The organism is Frondihabitans australicus (assembly GCF_003634555.1).
In the GTDB taxonomy this organism is placed as follows: domain Bacteria; phylum Actinomycetota; class Actinomycetes; order Actinomycetales; family Microbacteriaceae; genus Frondihabitans; species Frondihabitans australicus.
This window is the reverse complement of sequence record NZ_RBKS01000001.1, coordinates 1766024-1784926: the sequence shown is the minus strand read 5'-3', so window position 1 is coordinate 1784926 and position 18903 is coordinate 1766024. Positions and strand designations below refer to the sequence as shown.

Here is an 18903-nt window from a genome sequence, read left to right as displayed (position 1 = left end):
GGTTGCCCCCGGTTGTCCTGTGCGCGGCGGCCCGCGTGCGCGCTCGGTCCGCGCGACCGACACAATGGACCGATGAGCCCCACCACCTCCCTCGAGATCGAGCGCAAGTACGACGTCGACGAGGCGGTGAGGGTGCCCGACCTGGCGGGCACGGGTCCGATCCAGCGGGCCGAGACGCAGGAGCCGGTGGAGCTCCGCGCGACGTACCTCGACACGGCCGACCACGTCTTGCTGGGCAACCGCATCACCCTGCGTCGCCGCGAGGGCGGCGCAGACGAGGGCTGGCACGTGAAGCTGCCCGCGTCGGCCGGAGCCCGCCGCGAGGTCCACTCGCCGCTCGGCGCCGACCCCGACGAGGCGCTGCCGGCCGAGCTCCGGCGGGTCGTCGAGTCGGTGCTGCGCGGGCGTCCCGTGCACCCGGTGCTCACGCTGGCCACCACCCGCACCGTGACCCGGCTGGTCGACGCCGACGGGGCCGTGCTCGGCGAGGTCGCGGACGACGAGGTGACGGCGTCCGACCCGGCCGTGTCGGATCCTGCGCCCGCCTCGACCTGGCGCGAGTGGGAGGTCGAGCTGGCGCCCGGCGTCGACCGCGCCGACGGGGAGGCTCTGCTCGACACCGTCGGCGAGACCCTCGTCGCGGCGGGTGCACGGGTGTCGTCGTCGAAGTCGAAGCTCGCCCGCGGGCTCTCGGCCGTCTTCGCCGGCGTCGACGTGCCCGCGCCGGTCGCCCTCGAACCCGTCGAGCTCGAGCTCGGCAGCGCCGCCGAGTTCGTGTACGACGCGATCGCCCCGCTCGTCGGCGACCTCGTGACGGTCGATCCGCTGGTGCGCTCGGGCGAGGCGGATGCCGTCCACCGATTCCGCACCACCGTGCGCAGGATCCGGAGCATCCTCACCGTGTACCGCGGCGTCCTGCCCGACGACGAGGCCGCCTGGCTCGCCGACGCCCTCCGCACGGCCGGCCGCGCGGCGAGTGTCGCCCGCGATCTCGAGGTGCGCGCGGAGCTCCTGGAGCACTACGCCGACGCCGCGCCCGACGGCCGATTGCCGCACGAGTCGCTGGCCCGCATGCGCGCGGCCCTCCGCGAGACCTCGCGCGAGGCCGCGATCGACCTCGAGCGCGCCCTCGACGACCCCGCCTACTTCGAGCTCCTCGACCGCCTCGAGGCCCTGCCCGTGACCGAGCCGGAGGGCGACCGCGCCCTCGACGACAGCGACGAGTTCATCGCCGACTCGCTCGCGCTCGAGGCGAAGCGGGCGCACCGGCGCGTTCGGGCGGCGACGACCGCGGTGTCAGGAGCCGGGGGAGTCCGCCGCGAGACCGTCCACTCGGCCCGCAAGGCCGCCCGCCGCCTCCGGTACGCCCTCGAAGCCGCGAAGTCCGCCGGGGTGAAGGGCACGAAGGCCGCCCGGCGCACCACGCACGGTCTCCAGGACCTCCTCGGCGACGCCCTCGACGCCGACGCGCTCGCGACCTGGGTGGAGCAGTCGGCCGACGCGGCCCGCCGTGCCGGCGAGGACACCTTCGCCTACGGTGTGATCGTCACCCTCGCCGACGCGGATCGCCGGTCGGCTTTGGCCGGCCTTCGCCGGGCCGCGAAGGGGCTGTGACGGGCGCGGAGGGACTGTGACCGGGCTGCGACGGGCCGCCGCCGTCAGCCGGCGCGCTTGTCGAGCACTGCCACGATCTTCGCGACGGTCTGCTGGTTCCGCGCCGTGACGGTCGTGCCGAGCGTGCGCCAGAACGACAGCGGCACCTTCGTCGACAGGACGCCGTCGGGGATCCACTGGTAGATCGCGCCGGGCGTGACGACCATCTCTTCGGGCTCGTCGTCGAGTACCGCGGGGACTTCCACCTCTTCGGGTGAGAGCGGAGTGGCCGCGAACGCCACGATCACCCGGGTCGGCGTGCGGTCGTCGGCACCCAGAGGGTTCGCCGCGGCGATCTCGCGGAAGCGCTCCGCCGACACGACGATCGTCTCGGAGTCGACGCCGGTCGCCTCGAGCACCGCCGCGCGCAGGGCCGCGGGATCCGGTTCTGCGTCGGCGGCGAAGACGGCGTTCCCGCTGTTGAGGAGGGTCGCGACGTCGCGCAGCCCGAGCTTCCCGTAGGTCTCCCGCAGCACGGCCATGGGCACCCGTTTCGCCTGCCCGACGTTGATGCCGCGGAGGAGCGCCACGTAATCGGCCATGACTACGCCTCGGCTCCTGCGCCCGGCTCGACCGCCGCCGCGGTGTCAATACCGGAGACGGGGTCGCTTCCCGAGCCCGCGAGCCCGAGCACGTCGAGGATCCAGGCGATCTCGAACGCCCGCTCGCGCCACGACTCGTAGCGGCCCGAGACGCCGCCGTGCCCCGCCTGCATCTCGATCTTGAGGCTGACCGGCGCCCCCGCCTCGCGCAGCCTCGCGACCCACTTCGCCGGCTCGACGTAGAGCACGCGGGTGTCGTTGAAGCTGGTGACGGCGAGGATCCGCGGGTAGGCGGAGGCGTCGTCGGGGACGTTCTCGTAGGGAGAGTACGAGGCCATGTAGTCGTAGACCTCGGGGTCGTGCAGGGGGTCGCCCCACTCGTCCCACTCGATCACGGTGAGCGGCAGGTCGGGGTCGAGGATGCTCGTGAGCGCGTCGACGAACGGCACGGCGGCCAGGACGCCGGCGAAGCGGTCGGGGGCGAGGTTCGCGATCGCGCCCATGAGCAGGCCGCCGGCGCTGCCGCCCTCGGCGACGAGACGCTGCGGCGTGGTCCGGCCCTCGCGGATCAGGTGGTCGGCGACGGCCACGAAGTCGGTGAACGTGTTGCGCTTCATGAGCGTCTTGCCGTTCTCGTACCAGGTGCGGCCCATCTCGCCGCCGCCGCGCACGTGCGCCACGGCGAAGACGACGCCGCGGTCGAGGAGGCTGAGGCGAGCGACGCTGAACGACGGGTCGATGCTGTGCTCGTACGAGCCGTAGCCGTAGAGGTGCAGGGGGGCAGGGCGCCCGGGCTCGACGGCGTCGCGACGCCAGACCAGCGACACCGGCACCCGTGTGCCGTCCGAGGCCTCGGCCCACTCGCGGCTCTCGGCGTAGGCGGCGGGGTCGTAGTCGCCGAGCACGACCTGCTGCTTGAGGACGGTTCGCTCGCCGGTCGCGACGTCGAGGTCGAAGACGGTCGACGGGGTGACGAACGAGGTGTAGCCGAAGCGCGCCGTGGCCTGCGTGAACTCGGGGTTGGACGACCAGCCGGCCGTGAAGAGCTCCTCGTCGAACTCCAGCGTCCTGAGCGGCCCGAACCCGTGGCCGCCGCCGGGCAGAGCGATCACGCCGATGCGCGACAGCCCGGCCTCGCGGAAGTCGACGAGCAGGTGGCCGGCGAACGCCTCGACCGACTCGAGCCGTCGCTGGTCGCTGTGCGCGATGACGACGCGCCGGTCGGTCGTCGACACCGGGTCGTCGGCCGGCACGTCGACGAGCTCGAAGTTCACCGCCCCGCGGTTGTGTGTGATGAGCAGCCGGTCGCTGCCGTCGACGATGGCGTGGTCGATGTCGTACTCGACGCCCTCCTCGCGCGGCCAGACGACGCGGAAGTCGCCGGTGGCGTCGGCCGAGTCGAGCAGCCACGCCTCGCTCGTGATCTTCGAGCCGGCCTCGATGACGAGGTACTGGCGGCTGCGGGTGAGGCCCACGCCGATCCAGTAGCGGTCGTCGGGCTCCTCGAAGACCTTGACGTCCGCTCGCCCGCCACCGGCCGCAGGAGCCTGGCCCACCTCGTGCCGCCAGATGGTGTCGGGGCGCCACGACTCGTCGACCGTGGGATAGAAGAGGTACCGGCCGGAGGCGTCGAACGTCGCACCCGGAGCCGTCTCGGCGATCTCGTCGGGGAGGTCGTCGCCCGTGGAGAGGTCGCGCACCTTCAGCGTGTACCGCTCGTCGCCCTCCACGTCGACGGCGTAGGCGAGCAGCGAACCGTCGGCGGAGACGTCGAACGAGCCCAGCGAGAAGAAGTCGTGGCCGTCCGCCTCGACGTTGCCGTCGAAGATCACCTCTTCGCCGGCCGCGGCCACGCCCGCCTCGATGGTCGGCGGGGTCCAGTCGTCGGGGCCCTGGATCGGGAGGCGGCACTGGATGCCGTACTGCCTGCCCTCGGCCGTGCGCGAGTAGTACCAGTAGCCGCCCTCGCGGGTCGGCACGCCGAGGTCGGTCTCCTGGACCCGCCCCTTGATCTCCTCGAAGACGCGCTCCCGCAGCGGCTCGAGGTGCCGCACGGTGAGCTCGGTGTACGCGTTCTCGGCCTCGAGGTGGGCGACGACCTCGGGGCTCTCCTTCTCGCGCAGCCACTCGTAGTCGTCGACGAAGTCGCGGCCGTGATGCGAGCGGACGACGGGCTTCTTCGGGGCGATCGGAGCGTGCGGGACGTCGGGGAGTGCCATGGCGCAAGCCTAGTGAAGGGCGCTGACACGGCCCCGGGAGGGTGTCGCCTGCTCCTGCGCCCCAGGCCGCCGACAGTGAGCGCGTCTACAGCGCGGCGTCGCCGATCTCGGTGGGCATCGCGCGCCCCGCAGTCGTCGGCACCAGCCCGGCATCGCCCGGTTCGAGGTCGCTCACGCGCGACGACGTCGACGCGACCGCGTGCACGGCCTGGGCGAGCCGCCACTGCAGCTGCATCAGCTGCAGCTGGTACCGCTCGGGCACGGCCTCGCTCTCGTCGAGGAAGGTGTTGCACGCGAGGGTCATCGTGTCGAGCACAGGAGCAGCGGCAGAGCCCGACACGAGAGAGCGCCTCGCGCGCCTGATGTCGCCCCGCAGGGTCGACGCCGAGTGCCTCGCCTTGTCGTAGTCGGGGTCGATCGCCGAGGCGTTCGGGCTGAGGCGGGGCTCGATGCGCCGCAACACCCGCCGGAAGTGGATCTCGTGGACGAGCTCGTCGAGGGCCGCCGCCTCGCGTCGGCGCTCGCCTATGCGGCCGGCGAGCAGGTTCGCGCCGAAGGCCGCGCCCGACCCGAGGAACGCCCCGACGGCGGTGGTGATGAGGGTCTGCCAGAGGTCCATGCCGAAAGGCTAGGCGCGACCGCCGACGTCCTCGAGGCGGCCCATCAGCGACCACACGGCCCGAGAGAGCTCGGGGTGCCAGAGGGCGATGCCGCGGAGGAACTCGAGTTCGTCGTCGAGACCGAGACCCGTCGACGCACCGGATCCCGCGTGCCCGTAGTGATCGGCCCGCAGGGTGACGACCACCTGCTCGTCGACGGTGGGGAGCTCGGGGATGACGTCCCACGGATCCTCGCCCGCGCGGCAGCGCAGCTCGATGAGCGTGCGCAACTCGTCGGAGGCCTCGGCGCGCAGCACCTCGAGGCTGCGGCCGGCGCCGCGGAACTCGCGTCGGGGGCTGTTCTCCATCGACGCGATGCTACGCCTGGCACGATGGGGGAATGGTCTCCGACGTGCCCTGGCCGCACGACTCCGAAGCCCTCTCGGGGCACGAGCCGCTTCGGCGCGTCTGCGTGTCGTACCTGCTGCGCGAGCACGACGGCGTCGTGCAGGTGCTGCTCGGGCGCAAGAAGCGCGGTCTCGGCGAGGGGCGCTTCGTCGGCCTCGGCGGCAAGCTCGAGCCGGGCGAGACGGGCCCGCAGGCGGCGGTCCGGGAGATCGCGGAGGAGGCCGGGGTGTCGGTCGCCGAGACGGCGCTCGAGCACCGCGGCGACCTCTGCTACCTGTTCCCCGACCGGCCCTCGTGGAGCCAGCGCTCGACGGTCTTCGTCGTCACGGGATGGTCGGGCGAGCCGTCCCCCAGCGACGAGCTCGACCCGGTCTGGTTCGATCTCGACGCCGTGCCGTACGGCGAGATGTGGGACGACGCCCGCAGGTGGCTCCCCGGTGTTCTGATCGGGGGACACGTCTCGCGCGAGTTCACGTTCGCCGACGATCTCGCGACCGTGAAGCAGGAGCTTGCCCTCTGATGCCCGATCCGCGCCAGCTCGGGGATCACCCCCCAACGGGTGGCACCACGAGAGGGGGGCGCAGAAGATGTGCACCGATCGGTACATTCGTCGTATCGTCACCCGTCGGGTGACAACGGTGAAATGCTTAGGGAGCATGATGACCACGATCGACAGCCGTCTCGCGGCCCAGGTCCGCACTTCGGTGGACGCCTACCGTACCCCGACCGCCTCGGCCAACCACGTCGGCTGGGTCGCCGCCCTCGTCTGGCCGGCCGTCTGGACCGCCGTCGTCGCCGGCTCGCTCCTCGGCGCCGAAGGCCGCATCCTCCTCTGGATCGGCATCGCCGGCGTCGCCGCCATGCTCGTCCGCCAGGGCATGAAGCTCCTCGCGCGCAACGTCCGCGCCGCGAACTCGATCATCGACAACGCTCCCGGCTCGCGCGCCGAGCGCGACGCCCTCGCCGTCCGCGGCACCGCCCGCTGGGGCGAGTAGCACTCAGACCACACGCCGAACCGCCTCGATGACCCTGATCGAGGCGGTTCGGCGTTTCTGCGCGGGTAGGGCTTCGGCGCAGGAGCCCGTGGTCGCGCCCGGCGGGCGACCTCCGGTCAGCCGTTGAGCGGGTTCTCGACGTCGCGAGAGCCGTCAGGGGTGGCCCGCATCACGGGGCGCACGAAGAAGTCGATGATGCCGAAGAGCACGGCGCCCATGAAGGCGAAGATCGCGTACTCGTCGAAGTGGCGGGCCGTGTCGCCGCCGTGCGAGGCCAGCGCGATCGACAGGACGTAGAGGACCACGGCGGCGATCACGAACAGTGCGCAGACGACGATGAACAGGCGATGCAGGGCGAGGCGGGACACGCCAGGATTCTACGCCGGAGCGCGGGGTGCTCCGGCAGCGGGGGCGGCCCCGGCGGCCGCCGAGGTCACGACCTCGTGCGCGCCACCGCCGACGTGTCCATCGCCAGCTCCTCGGCGTCGAGGCCGAGCAGGACGCGCCGCATGACCTCCTCGTCGAGGTTGCCGGCGTCGCGCTCGCGGAGGACCACCTCGCGACGCTTCTGCAGGAGCTCGCGGCGGATGCTCGCCAGGGCGCGGGCGTTGTTGCGGCCCGGGCGCACCAGCGTCGGATCCGGCACCGGCTCGGGCTCGGCGACGTGCGGCACCGAGCGCAGCTCGGAGCCCCGGTCGAGCGTCGGCATCTCCACCGACTCGGCGTCGACGCCCGCCTGCTCGGCCTCGATCTCGGCGGCCTGGTCGGTGTCCTCGCGGAGGCCCTGGCGGAACGCCTGATCCTGTCTCTGCAGGCGGTCCTTCAAGAGCGTGATGCCGCGGTCGATGGGCTCGGCGCCCCACTCGTCGGCCCACGCGTCGCGGCGCTTGTCGAGGTAGCTGACGGCCTCCTGCGTGCTGTCGGAGACGAGTCGGAGCTCCGCCTGGACGTCGCGCTCGGCCTGTTTCAGATCCTGCACCTTCAGGCCGCGGATCACCGACGGCAGGGTGAGGCCCTGGAGCAGGAGCGTGCCGACGGTCACCACGAACGCGATGAGGAACATGGTGTCGCGCGCAGGAACATCGTGCCCGTCGACGGCCTCGGGGATCGACACCGCGGCGGCGAGCGTGACCACGCCGCGCATACCGGTCCACGACACGACGGTCAGCTGCTGCCAGCTCAGCTTCGGGTCGCCGCGGCCCCAGATCATGCGTCGGACTCGTGCCTTGCGGAACCGGCGCAGCCTGGTGAAGACGAAGCGCTTCCAGAACCTGGACCAGTAGTAGGTCACGAAGACGAAGATCGGCCGCACGAGGATCACCACGGCGAGCACGACGAACGCCACGCCGACGCTCTGCCAGAGGTCGCGCGTCGAGTCGGCGACGTCGCCGACGACCGTCTTCAGCTGCAGGCCGATGAGCGCGAAGACGAAACCCTCGAGGGTGACGTCGGCGGCCGCCCAGATCGGTCGCTCCTGCAGGCGGGCGGCGTAGCCGGCCTTGGGGGAGTTGTAGCCGACGTAGAGGCCGGCGGCCACGACGGCGAGCACGCCCGAGCCCTCGAGCTGCTCGGCGGTGATGTAGGCGAGGAACGGCAGGATCAGGCCGATCACCGTCTCGACGACGGGGTCCTTCACTCGCATGCGCAGGAAGTGCGCCACGACGCCGAGCACCAGCCCGACGCCCACGCCGACGCCGATCGCGAGCGCGAAGATCGACAGGTCCTGGCCGATCGAGAGCGTGGCGCCGCCGATGATCAGCAGGAACACCTTCACCAGCGTCAGCGACGCGGCGTCGTTGATGAGGCTCTCGCCCGAGATCACCGCCATGACCTTGCGCGGCAGGCCGAGCTTCCGGCCGATCGCGGCGGCCGACACGGCGTCGGGCGGCGCGACGACCGCGCCCACGAGGATCGCGGCGGGCAGGGTCATGTCGGGGATCAGGTTGTACGCCACCCAGCCGACGACGAGCGCCGTGACGATCACGAGGAAGATGCCGAGGCGGCGGATCTGGACCAGGCTCTGCCGGAAGTTCTGGAACGACACGTCGAGCGACGCCGAGTACAGCAGCGGCGGCAGGATCACCGTGAGGATCACCTCGGAGTCGATCTCGATCGGCGGCACGCCCGGGATGAACGAGACCCCGAGGGCGACCGCGACGACGAGCAGGGGCGCAGGGAGGCCTCGCCAGCGGGCGAACGCCGTGACGGCGAGCGAACCGGCCAGCAGGAGGAGGAGTTCGAGCAGTTCCATGGGCGGAGTCCGTCCGGGTGCGGGTCGTGGGCTCCCATTCTGCCAGCAGACGCCCAGGAGGCTCCTGGGTGCCTGGTCGAACCGGTCTCCGGGCTATTTCCGGCATCCCGGGTCGACGCGTTCGCCTGGGATGCGCGAAGTCGCCCGGAGTCGGGCTGGGCGAGGGCGAGGAGTGACGCGTCACTCCTCGCCCAGCCAGCGCCGGAGCCGTCGAGTGCTCCAGAGGGGCACCGACCTGGCCTTCCGATTCGCGCGGGACGCCTCGTTCGCGATCGAGGCCCGGATCCTGTGCCCCAAGTACAGCCACAGCGGCACCGCGTACGAGTACGCCACGCACACGATCAACGTCACGGCGTCGGGTATGCCGCTCCGCCCGAACCGTGCGTCCGCGCGTCGCGCGATCTCTGTCGCGCCGAGAATCAGAACGAAGGAGCAGGCGCCGATGCACGTCCACCGGCGGTATCGCCCGACGGCACGGGCGAGCGCGGGGTTCGGCAGCACCCAACCACCCCTCCGGCTCATGACACGACGCTAGCCCGCCGCCGATCCTGAGGGTCGCGTTCACACGCGCGCTCTAGCATGCAGACGACATGGCGGGACTGATCAGACGGACCACCTCGGGCGACGTCGAGGGGGTGCTCGAGCGCGGGGTGCTCTCGTGGCGCGGCATGCCGTTCGCGCTCGCACCCGTCGGCGAGCGGCGATTCCGTGCTCCTGCGCCCCCCGAGCCCTGGCAGGGCGTCCGCAGCGCCGCCCACTTCGGCGCTGCGGCCCCGCAGGACCGCTCGCGTTTCGTGGGCATCGACCAGGCCACGCCGCAGAGCGAGGACTGCCTCACGATCAACGTCATCGCACCGCAGGGCGCAGGAGCAGGCGAAGCCCTCCCGGTGATGGTCTACATCCACGGCGGCGCCTACGCCGTGGGCAGCGCGCGCGAGTTCCCGCACCAGGGCGAGTCGCTCGTGCGCGAGGGCGGCATCGTCTACGTGAGCTTCAACTACCGCCTCGGCGCCTTCGGCTACGTCGACTTCTCGGCCTGGTCGACGCCCGAGCACCCGATCGAGTCGAACCTGGGCCTCCGCGACCAGGTCGCAGCCCTCGAGTGGGTCCACGACAACATCTCGGCATTCGGCGGCGACCCCGAGCGCGTCACGATCTGCGGCGAGAGCTCAGGAGCCAACGCGGTCACCACGCTCATGACGGTGCCGCGCGCACGAGGCCTGTTCTCCGGCGCCATCGCTCAGTCGTCGCCGGCGAACGCGATCTACCCGCCCGACGTCACCGAGCGGTGGGCCGCCGACTTCCTCGAGATCCTCAGCCGCGTCGTCCGCGACGACGACCTCGAGTCGACGTCGCTCGAAGACGGCGCAGCACTCCTGCACGCGGCGCCCACCCGTGCGATCGTGACGGCCACCGAGCGACTCTTCCACCGGGCGCCCGACGACCAGCCCGGCTCGATCTTCCTGTCGCCGGTCATCGACGGCGACCTCCTGCCCGAGCGTCCGCTCGACGCCTTCAAGGCCGGCCGTGCGGCTCCGGTGCCGCTCATCATCGGCACGAACGACCGCGAGGGGTCGGTGTTCACGGGGCGCCGCGACATCCTGGCGACGACGCCCCTGCGCATCCGGTCGATCTTCGCCAACACGAAGAAGAAAGCGCGCAAGGCGATCCAGGCGCAGTACCCCGGGCTGCCGCACCGCCCCGCGGCCCTCGACTTCGGCGGCGACTTCTCGTTCTGGTACCCGTCGATCAAGGTCGCCGAGCGGCACTGCCGCTTCGCGAAGGTCTACTTCTACCGGTTCGACGTCGCGCCGCGGATCCTCCGGGTCGCCGGCGTCGACGCCTTCCACGGCCTCGACCTCTACGCGCTCTTCGACCGCATGGATTCAGCTTTCGGCCGCACCATGAGCCTCCTGGGCGGTCGTCGCGCCTTCCTCCGGGCCGGTCGCAGGATGCGGCGGCGCTGGCTCGAGTTCGTGCGCACCGGGGCCGTGAACGACTGGCCCTCCTACGATCCGCACCGCCGCCGCACCCTCATCATCGACACCGTCGACCGCGTCGAGTTCGACCCCCGGGGCGAGCGGCGCCGTGTCTGGCAGGCGTTCGTGCCCCATCTCTGAGCAGCCCTCACCCGGAGGCGTTCACCCGACCGTCACCCGTGGGTTGACTCGCGTTCACCCGGGCTGGAAGAGTGGCCGCCGGTGGATATCACAGTCATCGTCATCCTGGTCATCGTGCTGGCCGTCTTCTTCGACTTCACGAACGGCTTCCACGACACCGCGAACGCCATGGCGACGCCGATCGCGACGGGTGCCCTGCGGCCGCGCGTAGCTGTGACCGTCGCGGCGATCCTCAACCTGATCGGCGCGTTCCTCTCCACCGAGGTCGCCAAGACGATCTCCGGCGGCATCATCCGCGAGGGGCCGGGCGGCGTCGACATCACGCCGTCGATGATCTTCGCCGGCCTCGTCGGCGCCGTCATCTGGAACATGGTCACCTGGCTCCGCGGTCTGCCCTCTTCCTCGTCGCACGCGCTGTTCGGCGGCCTCATCGGGGCGGCGCTCGTCGGCGCGGGGCTCGACTCCGTCGACTTCGGCGTCGTGCTGTCGAAGGTCGTGCTGCCCGCCGTCCTGGCTCCGCTCGTGGCCGGCCTCGCGGCGTTCACGGCGACCCGTCTCGCCTACTGGATCACGAGGCGCCCCGTGGGTCGCAACCAGCGGGGCGGTTTCCGCGTCGGCCAGATGTTCACCTCGTCGATGGTCGCGCTCGCCCACGGCACGAACGACGCTCAGAAGACCATGGGCGTCATCACGCTGACGCTCATCGCCGGCGGCTTCCTCGGCCAGGGCGCCGAGCCGCCCATCTGGGTGATTCTCGTCTGCGCCCTCGCGATCGCTCTCGGCACGTACACCGGCGGCTGGCGGATCATCCAGACCCTCGGCGGCGGCCTCACGGACGTCAAGGTGACGCAGGGCTTCTCGGCCGAGGCGTCGACCGCGGCCACCGTGCTCGCCTCCAGCCATCTCGGCTTCGCCCTGTCGACGACGCAGGTGTCGTCGGGGTCGATCATCGGCGCGGGTCTCGGTCGGCGCGGCGGCAGGATCCAGTGGGGCACCGCAGGCAAGATCGTCATCGCCTGGTTCATCACCCTGCCCGCCTCGGGCCTCGTCGGCGCCGTCTGCGAGCTCATCGGCCGGCGGGGGCTCGCCGGGCTCATCGTGGACGCCGTGCTCGGAGCCGCGGTGATCGTCGGCATCTTCGTGCTCTCGCGCCGCAAGCCCGCCGAGCAGTCCAACGCCCTGGAGGTCGACGTCGCCATGAACTCGGTGCTCACCCGCAAAGAGCGCCGCGCTCTCGCGAAGAAGCGCAGCGACGAGCTCCTCGCGGCCCGCCGCCGGCTGAGCGACGAGTCCTCGCTGTTCGGTCTGGCCGACGACGCACCCGTTGGCGCGAGCGGAGACGGGAGCGCCCGGTGATCGACTGGCTCGCGTTCGTCATCGTCGCCCTGGTCTCGGTCATCGCGGCAGCGGTCGTCGTCGTCCTGTTCGCCGGCGGACTCCGGCTCCTCGCCGTCGAGGGAAGCCCCACCTGGGCGCGGGTGTGCGCCGTGGTCTGCTTCGCCGTGAGCGCAGCCGGCGCCCTCTTCGGCATCTGGCTGATCATCCCGCAGTTCCACGGCGGCTGACGCGGTCGGCGTCGCCGTCGCGATCGCTCGCCCGCCGTCTGCCATGATCGCTGCATGACGACGACGAAGCCGCTCCGCCTCGTGGTGGCGATCAACCCCACCGCGTCGTTCGGCCGCGGTCGCCCCGTCGGGCCCGCCGTCGTCTCCGCCCTCGAGACCGCGGGCCACGAGGTGATCCCGCTCGTGCGCTCGTCGCACGCCGACCTCCTCGCCGCCGCTTCCGACTCGCTCGCCATCGGGGCGCAGGAGCACGCCGACGCCCTCATCGTGGTCGGCGGCGACGGCATGGTGAGCCTGGGCACGGCCCTCGTCGCCGGGACCGGCGTCCCGCTGGGCATCGTGCCCTCCGGCACCGGCAACGACATGGCGCGAGCGCTGGGGATCCCGCATGACGATCCGGCCGCGGCGATACGGATGCTCGTGGAGCGGATCGCTGCTCCTGCTCGCGCCGTCGACGCCCTGCGCGTGACCCAAGTCGACGGGCGCACGACCTGGGTGGCCGGGACGGTGTCGGCGGGGTTCGACGCGTTCGTCAACGAGCGGGCGAACGCGCTGCGCCGACCTCGCGGCCGCCTCCGGTACGACGTCGCCCTGGTGCTCGAGCTCGTGCGGCTGCGTCAGGTCGACTACGAGATCGAGATCGACGGGGTCGGGCAGACCGTGGCCGGCACGCTCGTCTCCGTCGGCAACGCGCGCTCGGTGGGCGGCGGCATCGCCCTGCTGCCGGACGCGATTGTCGACGACGGCGAGCTCGACGTGCTCGTGGTCGACCGGTTGTCGAGGCGGACGTTCCTCCGGCTCTTCCCGCGGGTCGCGAAGGGCACGCACGGCGACGACCCGCGCGTGCGGCTCTCCCGCGCCCGCCGGGTGCGCGTCTCGGCGCCCGGCGTCATCGCCTACGGCGACGGCGAGCGCCTCGGGCCGCTTCCCCTCGAGATCGAGGTCGTGCCCGGGGCGCTCGCCGTCTTCGCGTAGCCCCGACGGAGGAGTGGCCGATCACGTGAGGAGTGGCGACTAGGAGCCACTCCTCGCGTGAATCGCCACTCCTCGCGGCGGCCGGTCAGGCGCTCAGTACCAGTTGTTCGCCTCGGAGTGCGCCCACGCGGCGCACGGCGTGCCGTACGAGCCCTGGATGTAGCCGAGGCCCCAGATGATCTGCGTGGTGGCGTTGGTCGCCCAGTCGCTCGCGACGCTGGACATCTTGGAGCCGGGGAGGGCCTGCGGGATCCCGGTGGCGCCGGAGGCGTTGTAGGCCTTGTAGTTCCAGCCCGACTCCTTGTTCCAGAGGTTCACGAGGCACGAGAACTGGTCGCTGCCCCAGCCGTACTGCGACGCCATGAGCTTCTGCGCGGTGGCCTGCGCCGCGGCGGGCGTGTTCGCCGCCGCCTGCCTTGCGGCGTCGGCGTCCTTCTGGGCCTCGATCTGCGCCTTCTTCTCGTTGGCGGTCTTGATCGCCTCGATGCGGGCGGTCGCGACCGTGGTGCGGGCGCCGACGGCCTGCGCCGCGCTCTGGGTCGCGTTGACACGCTGGATCACGGTGTCGGGGGCGAGGGTGCGGTAGTCGGCGAGCTGCGCCATCGACTGCGTGAGCTCGGCGGCGTTCGTCTTGCCCTCGGCGTTCTCGGCGACGAGGTGACCGGTGGCGAGCGCCGTCTGCGCGGCGGAGTCGGCCACCTGGCGCGTGACGGCGCTGCCGGCGTGCACCGAGACGGTGCCGTCGCCGGAGTGGGTGACGCTCATCTGCGTGGGGGCGGCGGAGGGGGTCGCGGACGGGAGCCCGAAGGCGTTCGAGGCCCCGGACGTACCGACGAACGCGAAGCCGGTGCCGCAGGCCGCGGCGACGACGCCGGCTCCTGCGATGCCGGCGATGCGGAGGCGGCGGGTGCGACGGCGGCGGGTCTCGGCGGCTCGCTGTGCGCTGATCGCGCGGCGGGTGCCGGTGGCGGTGGTGACCGTCTGGGTGCCGGTGGCCGTGGTGAGGGGCTCGGCGGTGGTGCTGGTGGTCGTGGGGCTGTTACGGGAGAACGCGCGGAACGGCAAACCTGTCCTTTGGTCGACCGACTTCCGGGGCTTCGGCGAGGTCAGGGCAACGCCGAGCCTCGCGCGGGGCTCCCTGCGGTGGAGCGACGCGCCAGGCCGTGCCTCAGCGCGGTTCGAGCAGGGCTCGAGTCGGTCGCGCGGAAGGCGAGCACCGGGTCGGTGGCGGAACTGCGGAGGCATGGGAGGCCTCCCGCACTTCTCGGCGGGCGGAGCCCGGGGCCGGGAAGGCGAAGTGGCGAGTATGCAGACCGATCCTGGAGAAGTCCGCCTATTTGCCTGGCAGAACCCTCTGTTCACCCATGCGTTCGCATGAAAAAATTTCGGCTCAATGGGGCAGTACCGAGTATGCAATACTGAGTAGGCATCGTCGCCGACAAAGGGGGTCCCGGTGTCCATCCGTCAGAGTTTTCTCGCCATCCTCGATCAGGGCCCGTGCTACGGGTACCAGCTGCGGGCCGAGTTCGAGGGCCGCACGGGCGCGACCTGGCCCCTCAACATCGGCCAGATCTACACGACGCTCGACCGCCTCGAGCGCGACGGCCTGGTGGAGCGCGACGATGCCTCCTCGGGCGAGGGCGAGCACATCTACTACCGCATCACCGCGAAGGGCCACGACGAGGTCGCCGCGTGGCTCGGCAGCCCGGTTCCGCGCACCACGGCCGCGCCCCGCGACGAGCTGGCGATGAAGCTGGCGATCGCGGTGACGCTGCCCGGCGTCGACATCGTCGCGCTGATCCAGACTCAGCGCGCCGCGACGTTCAAGGTTCTTCAGGAGCTGACGCGCTCCAAGAACGCGACCGGCCCCGCGACCTCGGCGGACGACCTCGCCTGGCAGCTGGTCGTCGACTCGCTCCTGTTCCAGGCCGAGGCCGAGATCCGCTGGCTCGACCACTCCGAGACCACGCTCGTCCGCGCGGCCGAGCGCGGCCTCGGCGCAGCCCTGCCGCTCGGCGAGGCACCCGTTCGTCGCGCCCGGGCGGCGCGCGGCGCAGGGCCGGAGGCACGCTCGTGACCGGCTCGGAGCTCCTGGTGCTCGACGGGGTGTCGATGCAGTACGGCCGCGGCGAGACCGCGGTGACCGCGCTCTCCGGCGTCGATCTCACCGTCTCGCGAGGCGAGCTGGTCGCCGTCATGGGGGCGTCAGGATCGGGCAAGTCGACCCTCCTCACCGTCGCCGGCGGCCTCGCTGCCCCGACCAGCGGTGAGGTCGTCGTCGAGGGGCGCTGGCTGAGCCAGCTCTCCGCCCGCGACCTGGCGTCGCTCCGGCGCAAGAGCCTCGGCTTCGTCTTCCAGGACTTCAACCTGATCCCGTCGCTCACGGCGCTCGAGAACGTCTCGCTCCCGCTGGAGCTCGACGGGCTCGCGTCCAGGAGAGCTCGCCGTCCGGCACTCGATGCGCTCGCTGCGGTCGAGCTGTCCGACCGCGCCGACCGCTACCCGGCCGACCTGTCCGGCGGCCAGCAGCAGCGCGTGGCCATCGCCAGGGCCGTGGTCGGCGGGCGATCGCTGATCCTGGCCGACGAGCCGACCGGGGCCCTCGACTCCGCCACGGGCGAGATCGTGCTGCGCATGCTCCGCAACCGGATCGACGCCGGAGCCGGCGGGATCCTGGTCACGCACGACGCCCGCCACGCGGCGTGGGCCGACCGCATCGTGTTCCTCCGCGACGGACGGGTCGTCGACCAGGCGGCCTCCGCGCCCCTGTCGTCGCTCTGGGAGGGGGCCCAGCGGTGAGTGCCGTCGGGGGAACATCGCGGGGCGCCGTGTCGCTCGCCGTCCGGCTCGCCCGCCGCATGGCTCTGCAGTCGATCGGCCGCAGCCTCCTGATCGCGGGGCTGATAGCGCTGCCGATCGTCGGTGTCACGGGCATCGACACGGTCGAGGCCAGCCACCTCACGACGCCGGCCGACACCGCGCGATTCCAGCTCGGGCAGAACCAGGCCGCGATCCGCGTGGTGAGCCCGCCCGATCCGCATCTCGAGCAGGCCCCGAACGACCCGTTCACCTACTCGAGCGGCACCGACAACTCGAGCACCATGCAGGCCGATGACTACCTGTCGCCCCAGGCGGTGCTCCCGCAGGGCACGCGGATCATCCCCACGGAGCAGACGACCGCGATCCTCAGCACCGCGACCGGCGTCGGCTCGATCGCCGCGGTCGAGGGCGCCGTGTGGGGCCCGTCCTTCCGTGGCTCGTACGACCTCCAGTCCGGTCGCGCCCCGCGCTCCGCTGACGAGATCCTGGTCAGCCCCCACGCCCTGACCCGACTCGGCGTCAGGCTCGGCGGCACGGTCGTCCGGGTGCAGCCGACCCGCGCGACGTACCGCGTCGTCGGGACCCTCCGCGGCGTGACCGATCGATCCACCGACGACGTCGTCTACGGCGCGCTCGGCGCGTTCCCGGGCGCCGGGTCGCAGGATGCCTCGAACGCCGACCGGCTCGACGCCGTGCAGGCCCGCATCTACTACGTCCCCGACCGCGTCGTCCCGTGGTCGGAGGTCCGTGCGCTGAACCGTCAGGGCATGACCGTCCTGTCGCGCGACGTGCTCCTGCATCCGCCGACGAGCCCGCACCTGACGTCGGGGGCGGTCTCGAGCCCCTGGCTCGACGTCCTGCTCGTGGCGCTCCTCGGCGTCTTCGCGATGTTCGAGGTCTGCCTCCTGGCCGGCGCCGCCTTCGCGGTCGGAGCGCGCCACCGTCAGCGGTCGTTCGCGATCCTGGCCAGTGTCGGGGCGACGCGTCGGCTGCTTTTCGGCGTCATGGCCGTCGAGGGCGCGATCCTGGGGCTCGTGGGCGGAGTCGCCGGAGCGCTCGGCGGCATCGCGGCGGCCTTCGTCGCCGAACCGCGGATCGCCGGCGGCTCGCAGGTCCAGTACCCCGAGTTCCGGGTCGACGTGCCCGTCGTGGCCGCGATCATCGCCGGAGCGATCGTGGCCGGCCTGGCCGCCGCGTCGGCCCCGGCGCGCGCCGCGTCGAAGGTCGACACCGTGGCGGCGCTCCGTGGGGCCCGCCGGCCACCGAGGGTGTCGATCCGGCGCCCCATGGTCGGAGTCTTCGTCGTGGCGGGCGGCTCGATCGTGGCCCTCCTGGGCGGTCTCGTCACGATCGGCGCGAACCAGACGATCGATCCGCCGCGCCAGGTGGTCGTCGGCGGCATCGTGCTCCTGGCGACGGGTCCCGTGGTCATGCAGATCGGCATGGTGCTCATCGCGCCGCTCCTTCTCCGCGGCGCGTCGTCGATCCTGAGCCGGTGGGGGACCGGCGCCCGGCTGGCCGCGCGCGACGCGGCACGCAACCCGGGCCGCAGCGTGCCGGCGCTCGCCGCGATCATGAGCTGCGTGTTCGTGTCGGCGTTCGCCATGTGCCTCCTCGCCGGAGGGCAGGAGCTCGGGGTCCGGAACCACGACTGGCAGTCGCCGATGAACACCGGCGTGGTCAGCCTGTACGAGAGTCAGTCGGACGGCACGACGACCCTCGTCGGCGGGCAGTCGGTCGTCCGCGTGCTCGACCACGACCTGCCGGGCTCGCACGCACGCATCCTGAGCTCGAGCCCGGATCTCGGCGTGCTCGGGAAGGCGCTGCCGACCTACACGACGGTGCGGGTGCCGAAACTCGGGGCGTCGGCCCCCTCGTACTTCGGCAGCATCGGGGTGTCGGACCACATCACGGTCGGCACGCCCGACGACCTCGCCGCGATCCTGGGCGCGAAGGTGTCGTCGGAGTCCCTCGCCACGCTCGAGGCCGGGGGAGCGGTCTCGCTCTACCCGCAGTACGTCTCCGGCGGCACCGTGACGTTCGACGCCGTGAAGCCCGGCGCGAACCCGGGTGAAGCCGGGCCCCGGGTGGCCTCTCACACCGTGCCTGCCGTCGTCCAGGAGCCCGCCCATCCCGAGCAGTACGGCGTCTTCGTGACACGCGCCACCGCGGATCGCCTCGGCATGCACGTCGTGCCGTCGCAGGTGTTCACCACGATGGCGCACTCGCCCACGACCGCCGAGCAGGACGCCGTGGCGGCCGACCTGACGGTCGCGATCGGCAACGGCTACGTCGCCTTCGAGACCGGGCCCTCGCTGTACGCCGCGACCTGGTCGTGGGCCCTGCTCGGCCTCACGACCGTCATCGCCCTGGGCGCCGCTGCCGTCGCCCTGGCGCTGGCCCGAGCCGACGGACGTCGCGACAGCCACGTGCTCGCCGTCGTCGGAGCGGCGCCCCGCGTCCAGCGCTCCTTCGGCTTCTGGCAGGGCGTCGTAGTCGTCGGCGTGGGATCGGTGATCGGCGTGGTCCTCGGGCTCGTGCCGGCATTCGCTCTGGGCCTGCGGGGGCCGGGGATCACCCACGGCTACCTGCCGTTCACGCCGCCCTGGCTCCAGCTCGGGCTGACGGCGGTCGGGATGCCGCTGCTGATCGCCGCGGGATCGTGGCTCGTCAGCCGTCGACCCCGGGCGCTCCTGCGAACCCGGCGCGACCTCGTCGCCTGAACGACCGCGCGCCCGCCCCGGAGGATCGGGGCG

General features: G+C 72.1%; 18 protein-coding genes. 10 read left to right on the top strand and 8 right to left on the bottom strand.

Annotated elements, in window-relative coordinates; translation table 11 throughout:
* Window positions 1–72: 72 nt before the first annotated feature.
* Window positions 73–1614, top strand: a complete 1542-nt coding sequence (locus C8E83_RS08250) for a CYTH and CHAD domain-containing protein (RefSeq protein WP_170159879.1) — start codon at window positions 73–75, stop codon at window positions 1612–1614.
* A gap of 44 nt (window positions 1615–1658) precedes the next feature.
* Here C8E83_RS08250 and C8E83_RS08245 read toward each other — a convergent pair whose 3' ends face one another.
* The 4 genes from C8E83_RS08245 to C8E83_RS08230 all read right to left on the bottom strand — a co-directional run bounded on the left by C8E83_RS08245 (window position 1659) and on the right by C8E83_RS08230 (window position 5381).
* Window positions 1659–2195 (bottom strand): DUF1697 domain-containing protein, encoded by a 537-nt coding sequence (locus C8E83_RS08245; RefSeq protein ID WP_121369303.1) that lies wholly within the window; start codon window positions 2193–2195, stop codon window positions 1659–1661.
* Window positions 2196–2197: 2 nt separating this feature from the next.
* The gene (locus tag C8E83_RS08240; protein WP_121369301.1) at window positions 2198–4414 is read right to left on the bottom strand and encodes a S9 family peptidase; all 2217 of its coding nucleotides are present in this window, start codon (window positions 4412–4414) and stop codon (window positions 2198–2200) included.
* Between the two features lie 85 nt (window positions 4415–4499).
* Window positions 4500–5033: a hypothetical protein gene (locus tag C8E83_RS08235; protein WP_121369299.1), complete on the bottom strand. Its 534-nt coding sequence runs from the start codon at window positions 5031–5033 to the stop codon at window positions 4500–4502.
* 9 nt (window positions 5034–5042) lie between these two features.
* Complete coding sequence (locus C8E83_RS08230) at window positions 5043–5381, bottom strand: hypothetical protein (RefSeq protein WP_121369297.1); 339 nt, start codon at window positions 5379–5381, stop codon at window positions 5043–5045.
* 32 nt (window positions 5382–5413) lie between these two features.
* On the opposite strand from C8E83_RS08230, the gene C8E83_RS08225 reads away from it, so the two are divergent.
* Complete coding sequence (locus C8E83_RS08225) at window positions 5414–5941, top strand: 8-oxo-dGTP diphosphatase (RefSeq protein ID WP_121369295.1); 528 nt, start codon at window positions 5414–5416, stop codon at window positions 5939–5941.
* A gap of 139 nt (window positions 5942–6080) precedes the next feature.
* Window positions 6081–6416 carry a hypothetical protein gene (locus tag C8E83_RS08220; RefSeq protein WP_147430112.1) on the top strand — a complete coding sequence of 112 codons (336 nt, stop codon included), beginning with the start codon at window positions 6081–6083 and terminating at the stop codon, window positions 6414–6416.
* Between the two features lie 116 nt (window positions 6417–6532).
* Here the strand turns inward: C8E83_RS08220 and C8E83_RS08215 are convergent, their stop codons facing one another.
* From C8E83_RS08215 to C8E83_RS08205, 3 genes are all read right to left on the bottom strand, one after another.
* On the bottom strand, window positions 6533–6784 hold the full coding sequence (locus C8E83_RS08215) for a hypothetical protein (RefSeq protein ID WP_121369292.1): 252 nt from the start codon (window positions 6782–6784) through the stop codon (window positions 6533–6535).
* Window positions 6785–6849: 65 nt separating this feature from the next.
* A complete protein-coding gene (locus tag C8E83_RS08210) occupies window positions 6850–8667 on the bottom strand; it encodes a cation:proton antiporter (protein ID WP_121369290.1) in 1818 nt (605 codons plus the stop codon).
* A gap of 180 nt (window positions 8668–8847) precedes the next feature.
* A complete protein-coding gene (locus C8E83_RS08205; protein WP_121369289.1) occupies window positions 8848–9189 on the bottom strand; it encodes a hypothetical protein in 342 nt (113 codons plus the stop codon).
* A gap of 68 nt (window positions 9190–9257) precedes the next feature.
* Between C8E83_RS08205 and C8E83_RS08200 the strand changes: the two genes are divergently transcribed.
* From C8E83_RS08200 to C8E83_RS08185, 4 genes are all read left to right on the top strand, one after another.
* Window positions 9258–10787 carry a carboxylesterase/lipase family protein gene (locus C8E83_RS08200; RefSeq protein WP_121369288.1) on the top strand — a complete coding sequence of 510 codons (1530 nt, stop codon included), beginning with the start codon at window positions 9258–9260 and terminating at the stop codon, window positions 10785–10787.
* An 81-nt stretch (window positions 10788–10868) separates the two neighbouring features.
* Window positions 10869–12143: an inorganic phosphate transporter gene (locus C8E83_RS08195; RefSeq protein WP_121369286.1), complete on the top strand. Its 1275-nt coding sequence runs from the start codon at window positions 10869–10871 to the stop codon at window positions 12141–12143.
* Window positions 12140–12352, top strand: a complete 213-nt coding sequence (locus tag C8E83_RS08190) for a hypothetical protein (RefSeq protein ID WP_121369284.1) — start codon at window positions 12140–12142, stop codon at window positions 12350–12352. The genes C8E83_RS08195 and C8E83_RS08190 overlap by 4 nt, the downstream gene beginning before the upstream one ends.
* A gap of 54 nt (window positions 12353–12406) precedes the next feature.
* Window positions 12407–13327, top strand: a complete 921-nt coding sequence (locus C8E83_RS08185; RefSeq protein ID WP_121369282.1) for a diacylglycerol/lipid kinase family protein — start codon at window positions 12407–12409, stop codon at window positions 13325–13327.
* A gap of 93 nt (window positions 13328–13420) precedes the next feature.
* Here the strand turns inward: C8E83_RS08185 and C8E83_RS19740 are convergent, their stop codons facing one another.
* Entirely contained in the window at window positions 13421–14392 is a 972-nt protein-coding gene (locus C8E83_RS19740) for an aggregation-promoting factor C-terminal-like domain-containing protein (RefSeq protein ID WP_211331678.1), read from the bottom strand.
* Between the two features lie 388 nt (window positions 14393–14780).
* On the opposite strand from C8E83_RS19740, the gene C8E83_RS08170 reads away from it, so the two are divergent.
* The 3 genes from C8E83_RS08170 to C8E83_RS08160 are packed head-to-tail and all read left to right on the top strand — an operon-like array spanning window position 14781 to window position 18870.
* Window positions 14781–15404 carry a PadR family transcriptional regulator gene (locus C8E83_RS08170; protein ID WP_121369281.1) on the top strand — a complete coding sequence of 208 codons (624 nt, stop codon included), beginning with the start codon at window positions 14781–14783 and terminating at the stop codon, window positions 15402–15404.
* 35 nt (window positions 15405–15439) lie between these two features.
* Window positions 15440–16126, top strand: a complete 687-nt coding sequence (locus C8E83_RS08165; RefSeq protein ID WP_121371811.1) for an ABC transporter ATP-binding protein — start codon at window positions 15440–15442, stop codon at window positions 16124–16126.
* Window positions 16123–18870, top strand: coding sequence for an FtsX-like permease family protein (locus tag C8E83_RS08160; protein WP_147430111.1), 2748 nt, complete (start codon window positions 16123–16125; stop codon window positions 18868–18870). The genes C8E83_RS08165 and C8E83_RS08160 overlap by 4 nt, the downstream gene beginning before the upstream one ends.
* Window positions 18871–18903: the final 33 nt, after the last annotated feature.

Excerpts from the sequence above, each read along its gene's own strand:
- C8E83_RS08165 (WP_121371811.1), top strand. The coding sequence starts at position 15,440 with ATGCAGTACGGCCGCGGCGAGACCGCGGTGACCGCGCTCTCCGGCGTC.
- C8E83_RS08210 (WP_121369290.1), bottom strand. The coding sequence starts at position 8,667 with ATGGAACTGCTCGAACTCCTCCTCCTGCTGGCCGGTTCGCTCGCCGTC.
- C8E83_RS08205 (WP_121369289.1), bottom strand. The coding sequence starts at position 9,189 with ATGAGCCGGAGGGGTGGTTGGGTGCTGCCGAACCCCGCGCTCGCCCGT.
- C8E83_RS08200 (WP_121369288.1), top strand. The coding sequence starts at position 9,258 with ATGGCGGGACTGATCAGACGGACCACCTCGGGCGACGTCGAGGGGGTG.
- C8E83_RS08225 (WP_121369295.1), top strand. The coding sequence starts at position 5,414 with ATGGTCTCCGACGTGCCCTGGCCGCACGACTCCGAAGCCCTCTCGGGG.
- C8E83_RS08230 (WP_121369297.1), bottom strand. The coding sequence starts at position 5,381 with ATGGAGAACAGCCCCCGACGCGAGTTCCGCGGCGCCGGCCGCAGCCTC.
- C8E83_RS08220 (WP_147430112.1), top strand. The coding sequence starts at position 6,081 with ATGACCACGATCGACAGCCGTCTCGCGGCCCAGGTCCGCACTTCGGTG.
- C8E83_RS08245 (WP_121369303.1), bottom strand. The coding sequence starts at position 2,195 with ATGGCCGATTACGTGGCGCTCCTCCGCGGCATCAACGTCGGGCAGGCG.
- C8E83_RS08240 (WP_121369301.1), bottom strand. The coding sequence starts at position 4,414 with ATGGCACTCCCCGACGTCCCGCACGCTCCGATCGCCCCGAAGAAGCCC.
- C8E83_RS08250 (WP_170159879.1), top strand. The coding sequence starts at position 73 with ATGAGCCCCACCACCTCCCTCGAGATCGAGCGCAAGTACGACGTCGAC.
- C8E83_RS08185 (WP_121369282.1), top strand. The coding sequence starts at position 12,407 with ATGACGACGACGAAGCCGCTCCGCCTCGTGGTGGCGATCAACCCCACC.
- C8E83_RS08235 (WP_121369299.1), bottom strand. The coding sequence starts at position 5,033 with ATGGACCTCTGGCAGACCCTCATCACCACCGCCGTCGGGGCGTTCCTC.